Annotated in this window: 19 protein-coding genes, 2 tRNA genes and 1 pseudogene; 10 read left to right on the top strand and 12 right to left on the bottom strand. The window is 67.2% G+C overall.

The annotated features are described in order from the left end of the window. Positions 1 to 694: 694 nt before the first annotated feature. Positions 695 to 919, top strand: a complete 225-nt coding sequence (locus AB0B63_RS32150) for a hypothetical protein (protein ID WP_208570477.1) — start codon at positions 695 to 697, stop codon at positions 917 to 919. Positions 920 to 1,093: 174 nt separating this feature from the next. Here the strand turns inward: AB0B63_RS32150 and AB0B63_RS32145 are convergent, their stop codons facing one another. The 6 genes from AB0B63_RS32145 to AB0B63_RS32120 form a co-directional block, all read right to left on the bottom strand. After that, on the bottom strand, positions 1,094 to 1,891 hold the full coding sequence (locus AB0B63_RS32145) for a carbon-nitrogen hydrolase family protein (RefSeq protein WP_357025729.1): 798 nt from the start codon (positions 1,889 to 1,891) through the stop codon (positions 1,094 to 1,096). A 435-nt stretch (positions 1,892 to 2,326) separates the two neighbouring features. Further along, the gene (gene clpX / locus AB0B63_RS32140; RefSeq protein ID WP_067310644.1) at positions 2,327 to 3,622 is read right to left on the bottom strand and encodes an ATP-dependent Clp protease ATP-binding subunit ClpX; all 1,296 of its coding nucleotides are present in this window, start codon (positions 3,620 to 3,622) and stop codon (positions 2,327 to 2,329) included. Between the two features lie 214 nt (positions 3,623 to 3,836). Further along, positions 3,837 to 4,499 carry an ATP-dependent Clp protease proteolytic subunit gene (locus AB0B63_RS32135; protein ID WP_091250718.1) on the bottom strand — a complete coding sequence of 221 codons (663 nt, stop codon included), beginning with the start codon at positions 4,497 to 4,499 and terminating at the stop codon, positions 3,837 to 3,839. 10 nt (positions 4,500 to 4,509) lie between these two features. Continuing rightward, positions 4,510 to 5,151, bottom strand: a complete 642-nt coding sequence (locus AB0B63_RS32130; protein WP_067310650.1) for an ATP-dependent Clp protease proteolytic subunit — start codon at positions 5,149 to 5,151, stop codon at positions 4,510 to 4,512. 171 nt (positions 5,152 to 5,322) lie between these two features. Continuing rightward, positions 5,323 to 6,675 (bottom strand): trigger factor, encoded by a 1,353-nt coding sequence (gene tig, locus AB0B63_RS32125; protein ID WP_208570475.1) that lies wholly within the window; start codon positions 6,673 to 6,675, stop codon positions 5,323 to 5,325. A gap of 148 nt (positions 6,676 to 6,823) precedes the next feature. Next, positions 6,824 to 6,897 (bottom strand) — tRNA-Pro (locus AB0B63_RS32120). 253 nt (positions 6,898 to 7,150) lie between these two features. On the opposite strand from AB0B63_RS32120, the gene AB0B63_RS32115 reads away from it, so the two are divergent. Continuing rightward, positions 7,151 to 7,224, top strand: a tRNA-Gly gene (locus AB0B63_RS32115). A 53-nt stretch (positions 7,225 to 7,277) separates the two neighbouring features. Here the strand turns inward: AB0B63_RS32115 and AB0B63_RS32110 are convergent. Then, on the bottom strand, positions 7,278 to 7,703 hold the full coding sequence (locus AB0B63_RS32110) for a hypothetical protein (RefSeq protein WP_357025724.1): 426 nt from the start codon (positions 7,701 to 7,703) through the stop codon (positions 7,278 to 7,280). Between the two features lie 153 nt (positions 7,704 to 7,856). Between AB0B63_RS32110 and AB0B63_RS32105 the strand changes: the two genes are divergently transcribed. Next, positions 7,857 to 8,321, top strand: coding sequence for a hypothetical protein (locus AB0B63_RS32105; protein ID WP_357025721.1), 465 nt, complete (start codon positions 7,857 to 7,859; stop codon positions 8,319 to 8,321). On the opposite strand, the gene AB0B63_RS32100 is transcribed toward AB0B63_RS32105, so the two are convergent. From AB0B63_RS32100 to AB0B63_RS32090, 3 genes are all read right to left on the bottom strand, one after another. Then, on the bottom strand, positions 8,322 to 9,047 hold the full coding sequence (locus tag AB0B63_RS32100) for a GntR family transcriptional regulator (protein ID WP_357025718.1): 726 nt from the start codon (positions 9,045 to 9,047) through the stop codon (positions 8,322 to 8,324). Between the two features lie 345 nt (positions 9,048 to 9,392). Next, positions 9,393 to 9,635, bottom strand: coding sequence for a hypothetical protein (locus tag AB0B63_RS32095; RefSeq protein WP_357025715.1), 243 nt, complete (start codon positions 9,633 to 9,635; stop codon positions 9,393 to 9,395). Beyond that, on the bottom strand, positions 9,628 to 9,888 hold the full coding sequence (locus tag AB0B63_RS32090) for a hypothetical protein (protein WP_357025712.1): 261 nt from the start codon (positions 9,886 to 9,888) through the stop codon (positions 9,628 to 9,630). The genes AB0B63_RS32095 and AB0B63_RS32090 overlap by 8 nt, the downstream gene beginning before the upstream one ends. 525 nt (positions 9,889 to 10,413) lie before the next feature. Between AB0B63_RS32090 and AB0B63_RS32085 the strand changes: the two genes are divergently transcribed. Further along, positions 10,414 to 11,178 (top strand): GntR family transcriptional regulator, encoded by a 765-nt coding sequence (locus tag AB0B63_RS32085; RefSeq protein ID WP_357025709.1) that lies wholly within the window; start codon positions 10,414 to 10,416, stop codon positions 11,176 to 11,178. Positions 11,179 to 11,190: 12 nt separating this feature from the next. Beyond that, positions 11,191 to 11,853 carry a YdcF family protein gene (locus tag AB0B63_RS32080; RefSeq protein WP_357025706.1) on the top strand — a complete coding sequence of 221 codons (663 nt, stop codon included), beginning with the start codon at positions 11,191 to 11,193 and terminating at the stop codon, positions 11,851 to 11,853. Between the two features lie 10 nt (positions 11,854 to 11,863). On the opposite strand, the gene AB0B63_RS32075 is transcribed toward AB0B63_RS32080, so the two are convergent. Then, positions 11,864 to 12,046: a hypothetical protein gene (locus AB0B63_RS32075; protein ID WP_357025703.1), complete on the bottom strand. Its 183-nt coding sequence runs from the start codon at positions 12,044 to 12,046 to the stop codon at positions 11,864 to 11,866. 920 nt (positions 12,047 to 12,966) lie between these two features. Here AB0B63_RS32075 and AB0B63_RS32070 point away from each other — a divergent pair. The 5 genes and pseudogenes from AB0B63_RS32070 to AB0B63_RS32050 all read left to right on the top strand — a co-directional run bounded on the left by AB0B63_RS32070 (position 12,967) and on the right by AB0B63_RS32050 (position 16,546). After that, positions 12,967 to 13,191, top strand: a complete 225-nt coding sequence (locus tag AB0B63_RS32070) for a hypothetical protein (protein ID WP_357025700.1) — start codon at positions 12,967 to 12,969, stop codon at positions 13,189 to 13,191. A 2-nt stretch (positions 13,192 to 13,193) separates the two neighbouring features. Then, on the top strand, positions 13,194 to 14,861 hold the full coding sequence (fxsT, locus tag AB0B63_RS32065) for an FxSxx-COOH system tetratricopeptide repeat protein (protein ID WP_357025733.1): 1,668 nt from the start codon (positions 13,194 to 13,196) through the stop codon (positions 14,859 to 14,861). Further along, positions 14,836 to 14,898: pseudogene (locus tag AB0B63_RS32060) on the top strand (hypothetical protein); the annotation flags it as partial. The gene fxsT and the pseudogene AB0B63_RS32060, both read left to right, overlap by 26 nt. Before the next feature lie 3 nt (positions 14,899 to 14,901). After that, a complete protein-coding gene (locus AB0B63_RS32055; protein ID WP_357025697.1) occupies positions 14,902 to 15,798 on the top strand; it encodes a tetratricopeptide repeat protein in 897 nt (298 codons plus the stop codon). A gap of 472 nt (positions 15,799 to 16,270) precedes the next feature. Further along, positions 16,271 to 16,546 (top strand): hypothetical protein, encoded by a 276-nt coding sequence (locus AB0B63_RS32050; RefSeq protein ID WP_357025694.1) that lies wholly within the window; start codon positions 16,271 to 16,273, stop codon positions 16,544 to 16,546. Position 16,547: 1 nt separating this feature from the next. Here the strand turns inward: AB0B63_RS32050 and AB0B63_RS32045 are convergent, their stop codons facing one another. Then, on the bottom strand, positions 16,548 to 18,314 hold the full coding sequence (locus AB0B63_RS32045) for an IS481 family transposase (protein ID WP_357025691.1): 1,767 nt from the start codon (positions 18,312 to 18,314) through the stop codon (positions 16,548 to 16,550). Positions 18,315 to 18,547 lie beyond the last annotated feature (233 nt).

Genomic DNA, 18,547 nt, shown 5'->3' with positions numbered 1-18,547 from the left:
CAAACCCGAAGGTCTGCCCAGTGCGGGGTATAAATCATAATTGGCACTGGCTTATCAAGCACCCTGTTGAGTTCTCAAAGAACAACCACACACCATTCGGTTACCGCTTATCGCGGCGAACCGTCCGAGGCAACTCGCTTAACTTACTAGGGCTGAATTTCGCTGTCAAATTCGCTTTCGCGATCAGCCAGCTCGACTCAAGCCATTTCCACGCCGACGCACGCCGTTCCCGGCGGTCGTTGCTGTCGTGGGAATCGGCAGACCGGCTGGCATCCGCTTTCGCGGCGCCCGCCCGGCTCCCTGCCGGCTTCAGCACTTTACCCGGTCAGCTTCGCGTTCGCAACCCCAACCTGCGGGGCCTCTCGCACTGCCCGATCCTCAGCATCGCTCGGCGTCTCCGCCACGATCCTGGTGCTTGCTTTCGGCCGGTTTGTCCGGCCTGCCGCGTGCAGAGAGAAAGTTACGCGGCTGTCCACCGGAAGGCAAATCAATGATCGTCACTTTCCGTGCTCGGCGGTCCTACCATCCGAGCGGCCGGCACCCCGGCCGACCGGCTGACCCCCTCCCGGCGGCAGCCGGCCCGCTGTGGGGCGGCGGTACGACGTGCCGCGCGCGCTGGGATGCCCCGAGTTCACTGCGGCACTGCGCACCGGAACCGACGACGGGATGGCCGATCCGTGCCAGAGTGGCTGCCATGGATGAGGCGTCCCGATCCCCCACGGTCACCCTCGCCGACGACGCGCTGCTCGGGCTCCTCCTGCCCTTCTGGCAGCTGGTGATCGCGGCGGTCGTTCTCGTCGTCGTCGTACTGTCAGTCGTTCGACTCGCCCAGCGGGGACCGTCCAGGATGGGAACGGCGTTGCTGGTGACGGCCGCCGCGATCATCGGCCTGGCCATCGCCGGGGTACTGCTGAGCTGACCCGACACACACCCCGCCCCGGACCCGGCGGATCGTGCACCGGCAGCCGCACCGGAGCGAGGCACCACCGGACCAACCGGGCCAGAACAGGCCGGTGCCCGGCGACCAGGTCGGTCGGCGACCGGTCCAGATGCCAGCAGGCGCAGGGCGGCGTCGCCGGGGCGTCGAGGTCGGTCAGAGACGACGGTTCGCCAGGCTGGGCAGCTCGGCCCGGATCGTGCGCAGCCGGTCGAGGTCCAGGTCGACCACGGTCAGTCCCGGCCCGTCCGGCACCTGGCCGAGGACCGTGCCCCACGGGTCGATCACCATGCTGCGCCCGAAACAGGTCCGACCCGGCTCGTGGTCGCCGGTCTGCCCGGCCGCGGCCACGAAACACTGGTTCTCGATCGCCCGGGCCCGCAGCAGGACCTCCCAGTGGTCCCGCCCGGTGTGCATCATGAACGCCGCCGGAACGACCAGCAGATGCGCGCCCCCCTCGACGGCGAGCCGCCGGTAGAGCTCCGGGAAACGCAGGTCATAACAGATGGACAGGCCCACCCGCAGCCCCTCCACGTCGACCACCACCGGCTCGTGTCCCGGCGCCACCGTGGCGGATTCCCGGTAGGACACCCGGCCGGGGATCTCCACGTCGTACAGGTGGATCTTTCGGTAGCTGGCGGCGAGCCTGCCGGACCGGTCGAAGACCAGCGAGGTGTTCCAGGTGTGCGCCGGGTCCGGCCCGACCTCGTGGAAGGAACCGGCGACCAGCCAGATCCCCAGCCGGCCGGCCACCTCGGCGAAGAAGGTCCCCACCGCGCCGTCGGCCCCCTCCGCCGCCGGCATCCCGTCGGACCGGCCGAGATAGTCGACGTACTCGGGAAGGACCGCCAGGTCGGCACCGGCCGCCGCGGCCCTGACCAGCAGGGTCTCGGCGGCGGCCAGGTTGGCCGCCCGGTCGTCGCGGGCGTTGAGCTGGCAGACGGCGACGCGCATGATGCCAGGGTACGGGCGGACGGCGACCCGGGACAGCGGACAGCCTGCGGCGGACAGCGGACGCGCACGGCAGACCCGGACAGCGGGCCGGCGCTGCGACCCACCACACCGGCGAAGACCGCTCCCGGTCCCCCGTGAACGCCCACAGCACGACGGTGGGCGGACGGCACACGCCGTGGCTCCCGGGGCACCACGTGGGGCGTCCCCGGCCGGTGGTGACCGGCTACAGCCCGTCAGCGACGCCGCCCAGCAGTTCGGCGGCTGTTGCCCCGCCGTTCTCCGGCGGGGCAACAGCGGCGACATGCCCGTGCCGGCGACGATAGCCAGCAGGCCGGGGCGGGTGGCGAAATCCGGAGGCAGACCCGGACCCGTCACGCGCGGAAGCACGGCCCGGGACAGCGGCCGTGCTTCCGACGGTGTTCGGGAAGGGGTCGGTCAGGCCGACTTCTCCTCGCGGTCGCGGCGGGCCCGGCGGCCGGTGAACTCGCGCGGCACGATGGTCGGGTTGACGTTCTCCAGGACGGCCTCGCGGGTGATCAGCACCCGGGCGGCGTCGGGGTTGCTCGGCACCTCGTACATCACGGAGAGGAGGACCTCTTCCATGATGGCGCGCAGACCCCGGGCACCGGTGCCCCGGAGCATGGCCTGGTCGGCGATCGCCTCCAACGCCGGCGGCTCGAACTCCAGCTCGACGCCGTCCAGCTCGAAGAGCCGCTGGTATTGCCGCACGAGGGCGTTACGCGGCTCGGTGAGGATGCGCACCAGGGCGGAGCGGTCCAGGCTGCGGACGTTGGTGATCACCGGCAGTCGGCCGATGAACTCGGGGATCAGCCCGAACTTGAGCATGTCCTCCGGCATCACCTGGCTGAAGATGTCGTCGGTGGAGCGCTCCGAGACCGACCGGAGCCGGGCGCCGAAGCCGGTGCCGCCGGAACCGGTACGGGACTCGATGATCTGGTCGAGGCCGGCGAAGGCGCCACCGCAGATGAACAGCACGTTGGTGGTGTCGATCTGGATGAACTCCTGGTGGGGGTGCTTGCGCCCGCCCTGCGGCGGCACGTTGGACACCGTGCCCTCCAGCATCTTGAGCAGCGCCTGCTGCACCCCTTCGCCGGAGACGTCCCGGGTGATCGACGGGTTCTCCGACTTACGGGCGATCTTGTCGACCTCGTCGATGTAGATGATGCCGGTCTCGGCGCGCTTGATGTCGTAGTCGGCGGCCTGGATCAGCTTGAGCAGGATGTTCTCCACATCCTCGCCGACGTAGCCCGCCTCGGTCAGCGCCGTGGCGTCCGCGATCGCGAAGGGGACGTTCAGCATCCGGGCCAGGGTCTGCGCGAGGTGTGTCTTACCGCAGCCGGTCGGGCCGAGCAGCAGGATGTTGGACTTGGCCAGCTCGACCGCGTCGTTGCCGGAGCCCGGCGCGTTGGCCGCCTCGGCCTGGATGCGCTTGTAGTGGTTGTAGACCGCGACCGCGAGCGCCTTCTTGGCCTGGTCCTGGCCGACGACGTAGTTGTCGAGGAACTGGCAGATCTCCATCGGCTTGGGAAGCTCTTCCCACTTCACCTCGCCGGACTCGGCCAGCTCCTCTTCGATGATCTCGTTGCAGAGGTCGATGCACTCGTCGCAGATGTAGACACCTGGCCCCGCGATGAGCTTCTTGACCTGCTTCTGCGACTTGCCGCAGAACGAGCACTTCAGTAGGTCGCCGCCGTCACCGATCCGTGCCACCTACGTTCTCCCTGCACTCGTCGACCGGAACCCGGCCCTGAACCGCGGGCGCCGGGGCACCCGTCCGTGGTGAAATCCGTTCCGCCGGTCCGACCCGGCCACGCCGTACGGACCCGACGTTACCCGCTGGCGGTGGTTTCTCCGACCCCCAAAACGGGTGTGTCAGAGGCCGGTCGGGAACTCCTCGCCCCGACCGACCTCCGATCGGTAATGCTCAGCGGGCCGCGTTGGAGGCCAGCAGACCCTTCTTGCGGCTGGTCAGGATCGTGTCGACCAGCCCGTACTCCTTGGACTCCTCGGCCGTCATGATCTTGTCACGGTCGATGTCCTTGCGAACCTGCTCGATCGGCCGGTTGCAGTGCCGGGAGAGCATGTCCTCCAGCTGGGTACGCATCCGCAGGATCTCCCGGGCCTGGATCTCGATGTCCGAGCCCTGCCCGTAGCCGCCCTCGGTGGCCGGCTGGTGGATGATGATCCGCGAGTTGGGCAGCGCCATCCGCTTACCGGGGGTGCCCGCCGACAGCAGCACCGCCGCCGCGCTGGCCGCCTGACCCAGGCAGACCGTGGAGATGTCCGGCCGGACGTACTGCATGGTGTCGTAGATCGCCGTCATGGCGGTGAACGAACCACCGGGCGAGTTGATGTACATGATGATGTCGCGGTCCGGGTCGGTGCCCTCGAGCGTCAGCAGCTGCGCCATCACGTCGTTGGCCGACGCGTCGTCGACCTGGACGCCGAGGAAGATGATCCGGTCCTCGAAGAGCTTGTTGTACGGGTTGGACTCCTTGACCCCGTACGAGGTGCGCTCGACGAACGACGGCAGGACGTAACGGTTGTGCACGGCCGCGAACTGGGGCGGCAGGCTCAGATCGGTCATCGTCAGCTCCTCAGCTCAGGGTCCCGGCGCCATCCGGAACCTGCGTGGCCCCGATGATCACCTTGTCGATGAAGCCGTAGTCCATGGCCTCCTGGGCGGTGAACCAGCGGTCCCGGTCCGAGTCGGCCTCGATCTGCGCCTGGCTCTGGCCGGTGTGGTGGGCGACCCGCTCCTGGAACATCCGCTTGGTGTAGAGCATCTGCTCGGCCTGGATCGCGATGTCCGACGCGGTGCCGCCGAGGCCACCGGACGGCTGGTGCATCATGATCCGCGCGTGCGGCAGGGCGTACCGCTTGCCCTTGGTGCCCGCGCAGAGCAGCAGCTGACCCATCGAGGCGGCCATGCCCATCGCCACGGTCGACACGTCGTTGTCGATGTACTGCATGGTGTCGTAGATCGCCATGCCGGAGTAGACCGAGCCACCCGGGGAGTTGATCCAGAGGAAGATGTCGCGGTCCGGGTCCTCCGCCGCGAGCAGCAGCAGCTGGGCGCAGATGCGGTTGGCGACCTGGTCGTTCACCTCACTGCCGAGGAAGATGATGCGCTCCTTGAGCAACCGGTTGTAGACCGAGTCGTCGAGGTTGCCAATGGTGTCGCCACCTCGGGCTTCGATCGCCCGGAGCGGCTTCGCTGGGATGTGCATGTCGGTCATGGCAGCCCTTCGCTCTCCGTACCGTCGTACCCGACATTAACCGCTCCACCGGGTGATCGACTCCCGGTCGCGGCACTGTTCGCTCTCAGCGCAGCTGGCTCGGGACGTACCCGCAGAAGTGGTTCGGCCGCCGTTCGCCGCAACGGGCGCACGGCGGCCGACCGGGTCGGATCAGTGCTCGTGGTCGTGGTCGTGCGCCTGCTCGCTCTCGGCCCGCAGCGCATCGAGGGTGACCTCGTTGCCGGCGGTGTCCTTGATCTTGATCTTCTCCATCACGGAGGCGAGCGCCTTGCCGCGCCGCACGTCACCGAAGACGGCGGCGGCAGCGCCGGAGCGGACCAGCTGGTCGTAGTACTGCTGCGGGGCCATCCCGGCGCGCTGCGCCCGGTGGACGATCTCGTGGCCGAACTCGTCGTCGGAGACCTGGGTGTCCTCGGCGTCGGCCAGGGTGTCCAGCAACAGCTGGATCTTGACACCCTCGGTCGCCGCCTCGGCCAGCTCGGCGTCGATCTGCTCCTCGGTCTTCTCCTCGGCCGCGAGGTACTCCTCCATCGAGGCGCCGATCCGCTCCAGCTGGTCGACCATCGCCTGCTTGCGGCTCTCGACCTCCTCGCGGACGATGCCCTCCGGCGCCGGCACCTCGGCGGCGGCGACCAGCTGCTCCAGGGCCTTGTCCCGGGCGGCGTAGATCTGCTCGACCCGCTTGCCCCGGCTGACCTTCTCCCGCAGGTCGGCACGCAGCTCGTCGATGGTGTCGAACTCGCTGGCCATCTGGGCGAAGTCGTCGTCCAGCTCCGGCAGCTCCTTCTCCTTGACCGTACGGACGGTCACCGCCACCTCGGCGTCGCGGCCGGCGAAGTCGCCGCCCACCAGCTGAGTGGTGAAGGTGGTGTCGTCACCGGCGGCGAGACCGACCAGGGCCTCGTCCAGCCCCGGCAGGAGCTGCTTGCTGCCGACCTCGTGCGAGATGTTGCTCGCCGAACCGCCGGGCACGTCCTCGCCGTCGACCGTCGCGTTCAGGTCGATCTGCACGTAGTCGCCCTCGGCGGCGGCCCGCTCGACGGTCTTGAGCGTGGCGAACCGCTCGCGCAGGTTCTTGACCTGCTCGTCGATCTCGCTCTCGTCGATCTGCAGCTCGTCGACCGTCACCTCGACGGTGGCCGGGTCCGGCAGGGTCAGCTCGGGCCGCACGTCGACCTCGGCGGTGAAGTTGAGCGAATCGCCGTCGTTGAACTCGGTGATCTCCACCTCGGGACGACCGAGCGTCTTGAGGTCGTGCTCGCGGACCGCGGCGAGGATGTTCTGCGGGATGGCCTCCTGCACCGCCTCGTTGAGCACGGTGCCCCGGCCCACCCGCTGGTCGATCACGGCGGCGGGGATCTTGCCCCGACGGAAGCCGGGAACCTGGACCTGCTGGCCGATCTCCCGGTACGCCTTCTTGAGGCTCGGCTCGAGCTCGACGAACGGCACCTCGATGGCGAGCCGCACGCGCGTCGGGCTCAGAGTCTCGACGGTGCTCTTCACAGGCGTACTCCTTGACGGATCTCAGTGGTGGGTCTGGGCGTGATTGCGCGCATCGAGTGTAGGCGAGCCGGGACGCTGCTCCGGCAGCGCCCGGCATACCGCACGGAATCGGCGTCGCCCCCGGGAGGTGCCCCGGATGCGCACGCAGTCGGGGTGGCGGGATTTGAACCCACGGCCCCTCGCTCCCAAAGCGAGTGCGCTACCAAGCTGCGCCACACCCCGTGGCAGAAGAAGTGTAAGCCGTCCCGCCCCGCCGGGAATGCCGGGGCGTCCCCACCACCCCTCCCCCACCCCACCTCCAACGCACCCCCGAAAGGCCACCCGCCCCGGTGATCAAGAGGTTTGCGCCAAGTTGATCGCCGCAGGTGACGCAAACCTCTTGATCACCGGGGTCGAGGCGGGGAGGGAATGCCGGTGCGCGGGGGGTGGAGGGAGCGGGTAAGGTGTGGGCGCGTCCTGGTGTACGGGGCGCGATGCGGGCGTAGCTCAATGGTAGAGCTTCAGTCTTCCAAACTGACGGTGCGGGTTCGATTCCCGTCGCCCGCTCCACACCCTCCGGCCCAGGTCAGCGGCATACTCGCCGAGCCTGGGCCGTTCTCGTACTAGCTGTCTTTGATCTTGCGTGCCATTGGCGTGCCATAGCGTCGGCCGTGTCGCCTGAGACGGGTCCGAGACCGGCAGTCACCCGACGACCGGCCCGGCTTGCACCGCTGCGAATCCACGTACGGGGTCAAGGTCAGACCCTCGAACTCCACGGCCGGCGGGTAACCCGGCACCGTCGACGGCGGCGGCACCGGCTGCTGCGCCGCGACGACCTTGACCTTCGCCTCCGTCGACCGGCCGAACTTCCCGGCCTCCGGGTCCAGGTCCATCACCCGCACCACCCAGACCCGCTCCCCCGTCTCCTTGTCCCGCGCCTGGTTGTCCGCCTCACCCCGCCGCTCGAAATCAATCTGCGGCGACACCCCCAGGCACAGCGCCCCCGCGGGGAACACGTACTCGGACGGGACCGGCACCTTCAACGTCATCGGAACCACGCGAACAGCCTCCTAGCCTCACCAGTCGTCTTCCTGACAACCGGTTGATCTGACAAGCTACGTCAGCTTGTAAGCACAAGTAAGGCTTCGATGAGACGTGTTCACATAGCGAATTGTCGGACGGTGGTGCCAGCCTCTGGACCCATGAAACCGCTCGTGGTGCACCGCACCACCCTCAGCGTCCTTTATGGCCGCTTCGTACTGCGGGACGTGTGGTGTGACGCCGACGATGAGGGCGAGTCACGCCGAGACGCGACGGCTCAGGTAGCCGGCGCGTCCACCTACCAGATCAGCGTCCCGGCCTCCTCGTTCCCGCCCAGCACGGGACTTGAGCTACGGGTCTGGCCCGGCGAGCCCGCACCGGATGGCAGTTCCTGGGACGGGTACCGGCAGCTTGAGCTGCACTGCCCGACCGGAGAGCTGATCGTCGAGTTGATCGCCTGCGGAGCGGCAGTGGAGATCACGCTTCCGCAGGGAGCCGGCGTCTACGGCGTCCGCGTTCACCGCAGGCGGGCCGACACCGAGGAATTCCTCATCGAGCTGTGGTGGCGGACCCCGCTGCCGCCGGCCGACGATGACGAGGACTTCTACGGCGACCTGTGGACCTAATCAGGACAGGGCGTAGGTGTCTTCGATCTCGTGGCGGCTGCCCGGCATGACCAGCACCGATGCCATGATCGGGTCACCCGACGCCTGGTGGACGGTGATGACGACGCTCAGCACCGGCTCGTCGGCCGGCACGTCCAGGGCCGCCGCTTCGGCTTCGTTGACCCGGCGGGCGGTCATACGTTCGGTGGCGTAGTCGGCGCGGAGGCCCTTATGGCGGGCGATGAGGTCGAGCAGGCCGCCCGGGATCGGGCCCGGCTTGGTGATGTCCGTACCCACCGCGATGTCCACCGGCACGAAGGTGGACACCAGGTCCACCGGCCCCGCCTCCGACACGGTCCGACGACGACGCTCATAGACCGGCGTGCCGTCGGGGATCTGCAACTCCGCCGCGATACGCGGCGAGGCCATGACCGGGCCGACGTGCAGGATCTCCGTCCCCCCCGTCTCGTCCAACTCGACGGCATCCCGGGCATAGTCCGGCGAGGTACGGCCGGAGACGGGACGGCCGCGCACGAAGCTGCCCTTGCCCTGCTGCGACTCGATCCAGCCATCCTGCTTGAGAATGCCGAGCGCCTTGAGCACTGTCGGCCGGGACACCCCGAACTCCGTGGAGAGCTGGTTCTCCGACGGCAGCGCCGCACCGGGGACGTAGTCGCCGTCCTCGATGCGCTTCCGCAGCGTGTTCAACACGCGCAGGTACTTCGGCGTCGGAATCTCGTACGCCATCGCGGGCCACCCCATCTATGAATACTGCATGAATCACAGCAGCTTATGAGTTGTTTGCATGACAGAACAAGTCACCTCAGCCGTTCGGCGTCACACCCTCCACCGCAGCGGCCAACCACCCCGACCACGACGACGCTCCCACCGCCTCCGGCCGAGACGCACCCGGCCACCGACGCGGCAGACACCCGTACTGGCCGAACAACCGCAACGCCGCCCGACGCTGCGGACACGGACCCTCCTCGCCGCAGCCCCCGCAACGACCATCCCCGTTCGACGGCGTGTGCCGGTCAAGCTGCGCCTGAGCCTCCCGAAGCCGATCACGCGCCGCACCGGACAGGTAGGTGCTCACCGGGGCGCTTTTTCCGGCAGGAGCTTGTCCGCGCGGATCAGGATCTGTGCCTGCTGGCCCCGCCGACCGGTCCGGCCGAGCCTGAGCCCCTCCACCCAGATCCACTCGTCATGGGGTGGACGGTGGGCCACCAGCCGTACCCCGGTCACCCACAACGTGACCGGCCCGTCCGACGGCATCAACCGCTCCGCCGCACTGATCTCCAACACCGCACCGAGCCGTACCCGAATGTCAAACACCGCGTCCCCTCCTGACCGGCCCCGCATTCCTACGCGGCGGCGGACTCTCTGTCATCCGTGGCAGAACTTGCAGGCCGGCGATCTGTACGAAGACCTCGCGTCGTGTCAGCGCCTCGCCGGTGGTCCGGTTGATCGAGTAGCCGGTGAGCCACATCCACCCGTCATAGGTCGGTCTGTCGTCCACCGACGTCACCCGCAACCACAGCGCCCGTTCGCCGGCGAATTGCACCGACGCCCGGTGGTCGATCAACACCAGGTCACCCGGTGCGGGCACACCCGGCCGATGCGGGGACGGTGTGCGAGGCACCGGGGTGGGCGGGCCATTCACGGGACGGCGTTCGGGTCGTCGCCCCACACCAGCACCCACCCCGGGCCAGCCTCAGCACGACACCGCACGACCGGAACCCGAACAGTCCAGGCATGGGCGGCGTACCAGCCGCCGCACGGCGGTAGCCCCCTGCCCGATGGCGCGTAGGTCCGCCCACTGGCGGACGAACTTCCACGCCCTACCACCGCAGGACGAGCAGGCCCCGCCCACTTGGACGACGCCGGGGGCGACGTGGTGCGGGGTGCCGGAAGTACGGATCAGGGATGATCCGGACGAGCTAGAAGTTTCCACCGCACCGCGCATCATGATCTCCCACCAACCGGCATTAGAACTAGCTCTATGTGATCGGATCGTCGACCGCGTTGTCAATAGAACTAGCTCTAATGTTCGCTAGTAGGACACACTTGCTGGTAGAGATAGCTCTACGCAGCGCACGGCCAGGAGGAGCGAGTGGGCATCGGGTACCGGGATCTGGCGACGCTCCTGCGCGAAGCCATCCAACGCGGCGACTACACCGAAGGCAGCACCCTGCCGAAGCAGGACGAGATCGCCGCCGAGCACGGCGTCAACATCAACACCGTCCGGCAGGCAGTGCGACTGCTCGAAGCCGAAGGACTCGTCACGCCCGTCCGCAGACGCGGCACCGTCGTCCGACCACGGGTGGCGATGAAGCGGCTCGGCATCGACCGCTATGCCAAGAGCAAGTGGAAGTCAGGGCTCGTCGCGTTCGCCGCCGACCGCGAGGCCACCGGCCGCACCTGGACACCAGGCGACCAGACCAACGAGGTACGCCTGACGAAGGCCGACGCCGAGACCGCCGAAGCGCTCGGACTCAAGCCCGGAGCACCCGTCTACGAACGCGCCCGCCTGGTCAAGGAAGCCGGCGTGCCCACCCACACCCTGACCAGCTACTACCGGCCGGAAGACGTGGAAGGAACCTCGCTCGTCGACCCGACACCCGGGCCAGCCGGACGAGGTGGAGGCTTCGCCATCCTCACCGGCCGAGGACTGGAACCGGACACGATCACCGAAACCGTACGCGCCCGCATGCCCACTCCCGAGGAGACCCAACTCCTCCAGCTCCCAGCCGGCGAGCCCGTCATGGTCCTGCACCGCACGACGTTCACCCACGACGGTCGACCGATCGAGTTCGCCCGAGGGGTCCACGCCGCATCCCGCTTCACCTGGTCGTACACCTTCAAGATCCCCGACTGAGAGATCGAACTGATGCCCACGACTCCCTTGACCATCCCCGCGGAACACCGCGCGGACGTCGAACGCCTGTGGAACTACCACCATATGCACCACGAGATCCGGCCGGTTGACGCGGGCATCGGACTCGGCAGCCACGACCTCGGAGTCGCCAAGATCGCCACCGACCTCTACCACCGAGGGATGTATCCAACGCTGGTCTTCACCGGTGCCAACGCCCCGACCACCATCGGCACCTTCCCCCGGGGCGAAGCCGTCCACTACCGCGAGTACGCCATAGCCCACGGCGTGCCGGCCGACGAGATCCTCATCGACACGCAGGCCAAGAACACCGGCCAGAACATCGAGCACACCCGCGCGCTCCTCGCCGACCACCAACTCCAGGCCCGGTCAGTGATCCTGATGTCCCGCCCGTACCAACAACGCCGCGCATACGCCACCTGCAAGAAGCTCTGGCCCGAGGTCGACGTGATCTGCGCGTCGCACCCGCTCTCACTCGACGACTACGTGACCAGCATCGGCGACACCAAGAAGGTCATGGACATGCTCGTCGGTGACACCCAACGCATTGACAAGTACGCCGAACTCGGCTTCGCCATCCCCCAGCACGTCCCCGACGACGTCCGCGCCGCCTACAGCCGCCTGGTCGACGCCGGCTACACGAGCCGACTGGTGTAGAGGAGCCGAGCTACTGGCCCAGCACCCGCCGGCCAGCCTCCGCCACCTCAGGCGACACCACGACCGCCACGACTTCACCGTCCTTCACCAGCGGTACCGAGTTCCCCGCCTGCACCGCCTCGATGAAGTCCCCTAGCACCAGCTCGATCGCCGTGCCATCCGCGTAGGCCCAATCCGGATCTGCCTGCCTCATGAGACAGAGCCTAACCACCAAGCCGGATAGATCATGTTGGCCCGCCATGGGCTGTAAGGGAAGACGGCGTGGAACTTCTATGCGTCTTCAAGGCGGCCCTGAGCGGGCCGCACGCGCCGCCAACTGGGCGCGCGCCCGTCGATCCACTGGCGCTTCACGCCGGCCACACGACACGCTCGGCGGCTGGCGCGGAGGGTGGGAGCCCGGTGGGCCGCCGGACGACGACAGGCCGTTTCCCGGTGGGTGGTGGGGCCAGCAGCCGGCCGGGCAGCACTGCGAGCACCGCGTGGCGCAAGGGAGCGCATGCCGGGCCCGTCGGCGGCTGCCGGTGGGGTGGCGGGGTTGCGGCTTCTGCGCCTCCGGCGGGGGCGCTCGGGGCTCCAGGATGGCCGGGACCGTCGGCGGATCACGGTCCGTGGGTGGCGGCGGTGGGGAGCCATCCCCGCCCACCGTCGACGCCGGCTAGCCGAGCAGACCACCGCCCGACCCGCCAGCGTCCGTACGAGCCGTCAAGGCCGCCTTGACGTAGCGGGTTGGGCGGAGGCCCGCTCCCCAGGGGTGCGGGTCGACGGCAGACAGTGAGGATGACGTGGACGTCGGCGTGATGTGTCGGATGCCGGACTATTCGCGGATTGGTTTGGCTGTGGGTGTCGCCTATACCGTGGATCGGATATGCCTGACGGCAGGTTGTTGATCGACCAGTTTGGGGGTTCGTCATGCTGGCGGAGGCGATGGGTGCGTTGGCAGTCGCTGGTAGCACGGCGTTGGTTAGCGCAGCAGCCACTGACGGCTGGCAGATGGTCAAGCATGGCTTCGGTCGGTTGTTCGGGCGAGGAGATCAGACTCGGACCGCTGCTGTTGAGGAGCGGTTGGAGCGAACTCGTGCCGTAGTGGAAGCCGCCGGGCCGCAGAATGAGCGGGTGCGGTTGGAGCAGCAAGCAGCATGGACGGCACGTCTGGAGGACCTGTTGAGCGATTACCCGGAGGCGGCCGACGAGTTGCGTGCTCTGGTGAGGCAGGTTGCTGAGGCCACGGGGACACGCTCGGCTGGTCATGTCGTTCAGTACGCGGTCGTTTCTGACCAAGCCCAGCAGGCTGTCCAGGGCCACGGTCAGCAAACAAATGTTTTCGGCAGTCGCGCGTGACGATGAACAGCGCTAAGCCTGAGGAAGCTCTCCCATCCTCAGTACTGGTAACACCGGCATCCGGTGTGACGCAGGCGGTACTGACTGCCGGTCAGGGCAGTACTGGGGCGCAGGGGACAGGTAACCAGCTGAACGTCTTCCTGCATTCTCCGCCGGCACAGCGAACATCGACCGAAGACAGGGCACCAGAAGAATCGCCTGCCTACCGGGTTGCCGGCGCATTACCGACAGTATGGAACCTTGCTCCTCGTAACGCAGGTTTCGCCGGTCGGGAGGGTGAACTAGCGCGGTTAGGTGAGCAGTTGCATGCGGGTGGTGCGGCGGTTGTGCAGGCGCTGCACGGCATGGGGGGAATCGGCAAGACTCAGCTTGCTACCGAATACGCCTACCGCCATGCGGCGGAGTACGACGTGGTGTGGTGGATATCGGCCGAGCAGCCCGGGCTGATCGGTGAGCAGTACACCGCGCTCGGTTCAAGCCTCGGTGTCCTGGCTTCGGATGCGGACAGTGTAACCTCGGCTTATACCGTCAAGAGTCACCTGCGCGGCCGTGACCGATGGTTGCTGGTCTTCGATAATGCCGAGTCGCCAGACGACATCAGCCAATGGCTGCCCGGAGGTCCCGGCCACGTCATCATCACCTCTCGACACCACCGCTGGACTCAGCTGGCTGCGGCGGTCGAGGTTGATGTGTTAACCAGGGCGGAATCCGTTCTCCTGCTGACCGCTCACCATCCGATGCTTAATTCGGACCAAGCGGATGAGTTGGCCGAAGCGTTGGGTGACCTTCCACTGGCACTCGTGCAGGCCGCTAGCTTTTTAGCTGAAACCGGCATGTCTATCCAAGAGTACAGGCAGGCACTGACAGAGCAAGCGGGTGAGGTGCTCAGCGAGGGCCGGCCCATCAGTTATCCCCGCTCGCTGGCTGCCACCATTGCGGTTAGCACCGGCCGACTCGCCGACGTTGACCCCGCGTCGCTGGCGATCCTCCGGCTGTGTGCGTTTCTTGCTCCGGAGCCGGTGCCCATTGAGCTGTTGGCCGCGATCGTGCAGTTTGAGGCACCCATCCAGGAGAATGATTCCTGGGGCCTCGTTCCGCTGACGGCGGTGATCGACAAACCCTTGCCACGTGCTCGCAGCGTCGCCCGAATCGGTGACTACGGCTTGGCCAAGGTTTCGGTAGAAGGCGTCACAGTACACCGGTTGGTGCAAGCCATCCTGCGCGATCAACTTCCTTCTACCGCAGTCGAGCAACTACGGACGCGTATCGAAGCCGTGCTCAGCATGGCCGATCTCGGTGACCCACGTGATACCGCTGCCTGGCCAAGCTGGGCTCGCCTGCTGCCACACCTTCTCGCAGCCGATCCGGCCTCCTCTAACAACGCGAACCTTCGCGACCTAGCTTGCCGCGCGATCGTGTTCCTGATCGTTCGCGGTGATGCCCGGCCCGCGCAGCAACTAGCCGGCCACCTCTACGAACGGTGGCGTCACACGCTCGGGTCAGACCATCCTCACACCTTGAAGGCTGCCACGGAACTGGTCTGGGCATATAGGGATCTCGGCGAACTCAAACAGCTACGCCCGCTGATCGAGGACACTCTGGCCCGGCAGGCGGCGGGTACTGGGCGAAAATCATCCCGACACACTGACCGCCATCAGTGGCATAGCTAGCACGTTGCACGGCCTCGGCGACTATCGGTCGGCGCGGCGCATGGAAGAGGACGTGCTGGAGCGGCGGCGGCGGGTACTGGGCGAAAATCATCCCGACACACTGACCGCCATCAGTGGCCTAGCTGGCACGTTGTACAGCCTCGGCGACTATGAGTCGGCGCGGCGCATGGAAGAGGACGTGCTGGAGCGGCGGCGGCGGGTACTGGGCGAAAATCATCCCGACACACTGACCGCCATCAGTGGCATAGCTAGCACGCTGCGCAGCCTCGGCGACTATGAGTCGGCGCGGCGCATGGAAGAGGACGTGCTGGAGCGGCGGCGGCGGGTACTGGGCGAAAATCACCCCCACACACTAAGCGCCATCAGTAACCTGGCTAGCACGCTGCGCAGCCTCGGCGACTATGAGTCGGCGCGGCAGATGCAGCAGGATGTGCTGGAGCGGCGACGACGGGTACTGGGCGAAAATCACCCCGACACACTAAGCGCCATCAGTGGCCTAGCTGGCACCTTGTACAACCTCGGCGACTATGAGTCGGCGCAGCGCATGGAAGGCGACGTGCTGGAGCGGCGACGGCAAATGCTGGGCGAGGATCACCCCGACACGCTGACCGCCGTCAGTAACCTGGCTGGCACCTTGTACAGCCTCGGCGACTATGAGTCGGCGCGGCAGATGCAGCAGGATGTGCTGGATCGGCGACGACGTGTGATCGGTGCGGGCCACCCGGATACGTTGGTTTCGGCCGTGAGACTTGCAATGTCTCGGGCCGCCCTGAATCAAAAATTAGCTGCGCGCAAAATAGCCGAGGAGGGATTTCAGGGACTCCGAACCGCCCTTGGCAATCAACATTACCTGACCCAATGGGCTCGCAGGCAACTCAACGGAATCGCCGGTTCTATGGGCGGGAGACGTCAAAGAGGGAACGGCCATCGCAGGTGACCCGAGTTCTGCGTAGCCAGCGCGAACATCCCCAGCTTCGGATCGGGACACTAGGGCACCCGGCAGTGCGAGACGTCGGCTACGGACCGCGAACCATGTGCGCAGACCAATACGTCGGCGACCATTACCGGCTTAACACGCCGGTAACCCTATTGCTGTCGAAAGCAACGGTGACAGCAACAAGGCCAACCACGGAGGACCAGGTACCAAGGGCGACGGATCAGCGCTTGACGTCAGAGACATACACGAACGAGGCATGACCGAGCTCAGTTCTTACAAGCGAGAGGTCGGAGTCCGTCGAGCAATGACATACTGGCCTCCCGTGAGGTCAACCCGAGGGTCGAGCATGCCCCGTGACGGGAGATTCGGCTTCAACCCAATGTCTAGTCCCACCACATGCTTGACGGATCCGTCCCAGCACATGTTTGTCAGTTGACCTAGGTAGTTGGTACGACCTTGCGGGGTCGTTGTCGTGGCCGAGGCGAGAGAAGACTGCGTGGTGGGCGTCGATCCTGTGTTGAAGGCTGGCCTGCGCCAGCTCCGCGCCGTGCAGGCGCAGCGGCCGGCTGATTTTGCTGGTCCCTGCGCGTTCGCCGATTGGCGGGAAGCTATGGCGGAGGCCCTGGATGAGCTGGCCGAGGTCTTGCCCTTCGAGGAAGACCGAGCGCGTGCTCGGATGGAGGCAGAGGCTGCCCGTGGCGAGGCAGCAGAGCTGCGTGCGCTGGCCGGCCCGTCGGGTGACAGTTGATCTAGCCATTGATGGTGACCTTGCGGGGTCGGTGGGCTTTGATGCGGGTGACGGGCTGGTCGGTGGTGCGGCGGATGGTGCGGGTGCCGTCGTCGCAGTGGATGGCCAGCTCGGTGTCGGTGACGTCGATGGTGAGGGTCTTGTGGGCGTGGACCCGGCCGAGTGCGATCTTCTGACCGACGACCATGACGACGCCGCTGTTGGAGGCCCGCCGTTGCACTCGCACGGGTCCGGTGGCTGGTTGTGGTGGTGGGCCGGCGGGGCGGGCGCTTCGCAGCCGGGCCACCTGCGCGGGGGTCAACGGGTTGGGTCGGGTGCGTAGGAGTTCGCGGGTGTCCAGGTCGAAGAAGGCCAGGGTGTGTTCCTCGATGCGGACTCCGACGCGGCGGCCGGCGAGGATTTCGGCGGCCAGGACCAGGTGCTGTCCCAGCGACACGCAGCCGTTGGCGCCGATGGTCCGGTCGACCTCCACCGGACCGGAGGGCTGCCCCGCTGGCGCCGGTGGTAGGGGCGGTGGCCCGGCAGGTCGGCCGCCGGCGCGGTGCAGGGCGGCCAGGTCGTTGACGGACAGGTGCGACCGCACGGACTTGATTCGGGTGCCGGCGATCAGCAGGTGGATGACGTCGGTGTCGGCCCAGAACGTCACCGTCACCCCGGACCGGATAGGGCCGAGCCAGAACTGCTTCCCGCAGACCTGCATGTTGCCCGAGGCGGGAACGACCCGCTCGAACTCCACCGCTCCCGGCACCGCCTGCGGCGGCGCCGCAACCGGGACGGGCAGGGGTGGTGAGATGAGGCTCTGATCGGCCGGCTGGGTGAGTCGAGCCGGCAACTTCACCGGCACCACCTGCTGCGCAGTCAGAGCGGGGCTGAATCGGTCGGCGGGGAAGGCCATGTCCAGGGACTGGTGGGGTCGGTCGGTGTTGTATTCGTCGCGGAACACGTCGATCGCGGCCTGAGCGGTGTCCAGGTCCGGCCAGACCGGCACGTCGTCCAGCAACTCCCGGCGCAGGGTCTGGTGGAACCGTTCCACCTTCCCCGTCGTGGTCGGCGACGCCGGCTGCGTCAACCGATGGATGATGCCGTTCTCGCGGCAGATCCGGTCGAACATCACCTCCCCGCCCTTGCCGAACCGGTCGGTGAACTGCTTGCCGTTGTCGGTCAGCACCTCCTCAGGCACCCCGAACCGCCGCAGCCCGTCGGCGAAGGCCAGACACACGGCCCGGCCGGTCGCCCTGCGCACCACCTGGGCGATCACGCAGAACCGGGAATGGTCATCCACCCCCGTGACGACCTTCGCCTCACTGCCGTCAGCCAGGAACACCCCGCCGACGATGTCCATCTGCCACAACTCCATCGGCCGGGCCCGTTCCCACCGGCGATAGTCCTTGCGCCCCCGACGTCGCGCCACCGGCTCGATCAACCCATGACGGACCAGGATCCGATACACCGTCATCCTCGACGGCACCGGCTCCGGACAACCATGGCGCCCCAACTCGAAAGCGACCCGACGGGCACCCCACCGCGGATGATGCCGACGCAGCTCACACACCAACGCCTCCACCTCCGGCGACGCCTGATGAGCACACCCCCGCGGCCGACGGGAACGATCCTCCAACCCCGCCAAACCAGCTTCGGCATACCGGGCCAACCACGAATGAACCGTCTGGCGCGACACCCCAACGCGGGCTGCCACCTCCACCACCGGATCCCCAGCCAGCACCGACAACACCGCCCGATACCTCTGCTCGACGATCGACAACTCCACCAGCGCCAATCCCGGCCTCCCACCACGCGATGCCCGCAAACACCACGCGATGAAGAAGCCAGCTCATGATCATGTCAAGCATCTGGTGGGACGCGACTGTCAAGCATGTCCCGTGACGGGACATCGGCTTCAACCCAATGTGATCCGTCAGTTGATGTGCGACGCGGTTCCGCCAGGTGATGTGCGACGGGTGGTCTAGGAAACTTGGGTAGCGATCCGCGGTCGCTGGCCCT

This window comes from Micromonospora sp. NPDC049081 (genome assembly GCF_040648835.1).
GTDB lineage: Bacteria > Actinomycetota > Actinomycetes > Mycobacteriales > Micromonosporaceae > Micromonospora > Micromonospora antibiotica.
Note: the sequence above shows the minus strand (reverse complement) of the source record. Positions and strands in the feature narration are given on the sequence as shown.

What these genes read in the sequence shown, in the direction of transcription:
- AB0B63_RS32150 (WP_208570477.1), top strand. Translation starts at nt 695, where the DNA reads ATGGATGAGGCGTCCCGATCCCCCACGGTCACCCTCGCCGACGACGCG.
- AB0B63_RS32145 (WP_357025729.1), bottom strand. Translation starts at nt 1,891, where the DNA reads ATGCGCGTCGCCGTCTGCCAGCTCAACGCCCGCGACGACCGGGCGGCC.
- AB0B63_RS32135 (WP_091250718.1), bottom strand. Translation starts at nt 4,499, where the DNA reads ATGACCGATCTGAGCCTGCCGCCCCAGTTCGCGGCCGTGCACAACCGT.
- AB0B63_RS32130 (WP_067310650.1), bottom strand. Translation starts at nt 5,151, where the DNA reads ATGACCGACATGCACATCCCAGCGAAGCCGCTCCGGGCGATCGAAGCC.
- AB0B63_RS32110 (WP_357025724.1), bottom strand. Translation starts at nt 7,703, where the DNA reads ATGACGTTGAAGGTGCCGGTCCCGTCCGAGTACGTGTTCCCCGCGGGG.
- AB0B63_RS32105 (WP_357025721.1), top strand. Translation starts at nt 7,857, where the DNA reads ATGAAACCGCTCGTGGTGCACCGCACCACCCTCAGCGTCCTTTATGGC.
- AB0B63_RS32100 (WP_357025718.1), bottom strand. Translation starts at nt 9,047, where the DNA reads ATGGCGTACGAGATTCCGACGCCGAAGTACCTGCGCGTGTTGAACACG.
- AB0B63_RS32080 (WP_357025706.1), top strand. Translation starts at nt 11,191, where the DNA reads ATGCCCACGACTCCCTTGACCATCCCCGCGGAACACCGCGCGGACGTC.
- AB0B63_RS32075 (WP_357025703.1), bottom strand. Translation starts at nt 12,046, where the DNA reads ATGAGGCAGGCAGATCCGGATTGGGCCTACGCGGATGGCACGGCGATC.
- fxsT (WP_357025733.1), top strand. Translation starts at nt 13,194, where the DNA reads ATGAACAGCGCTAAGCCTGAGGAAGCTCTCCCATCCTCAGTACTGGTA.
- AB0B63_RS32055 (WP_357025697.1), top strand. Translation starts at nt 14,902, where the DNA reads ATGGAAGAGGACGTGCTGGAGCGGCGGCGGCGGGTACTGGGCGAAAAT.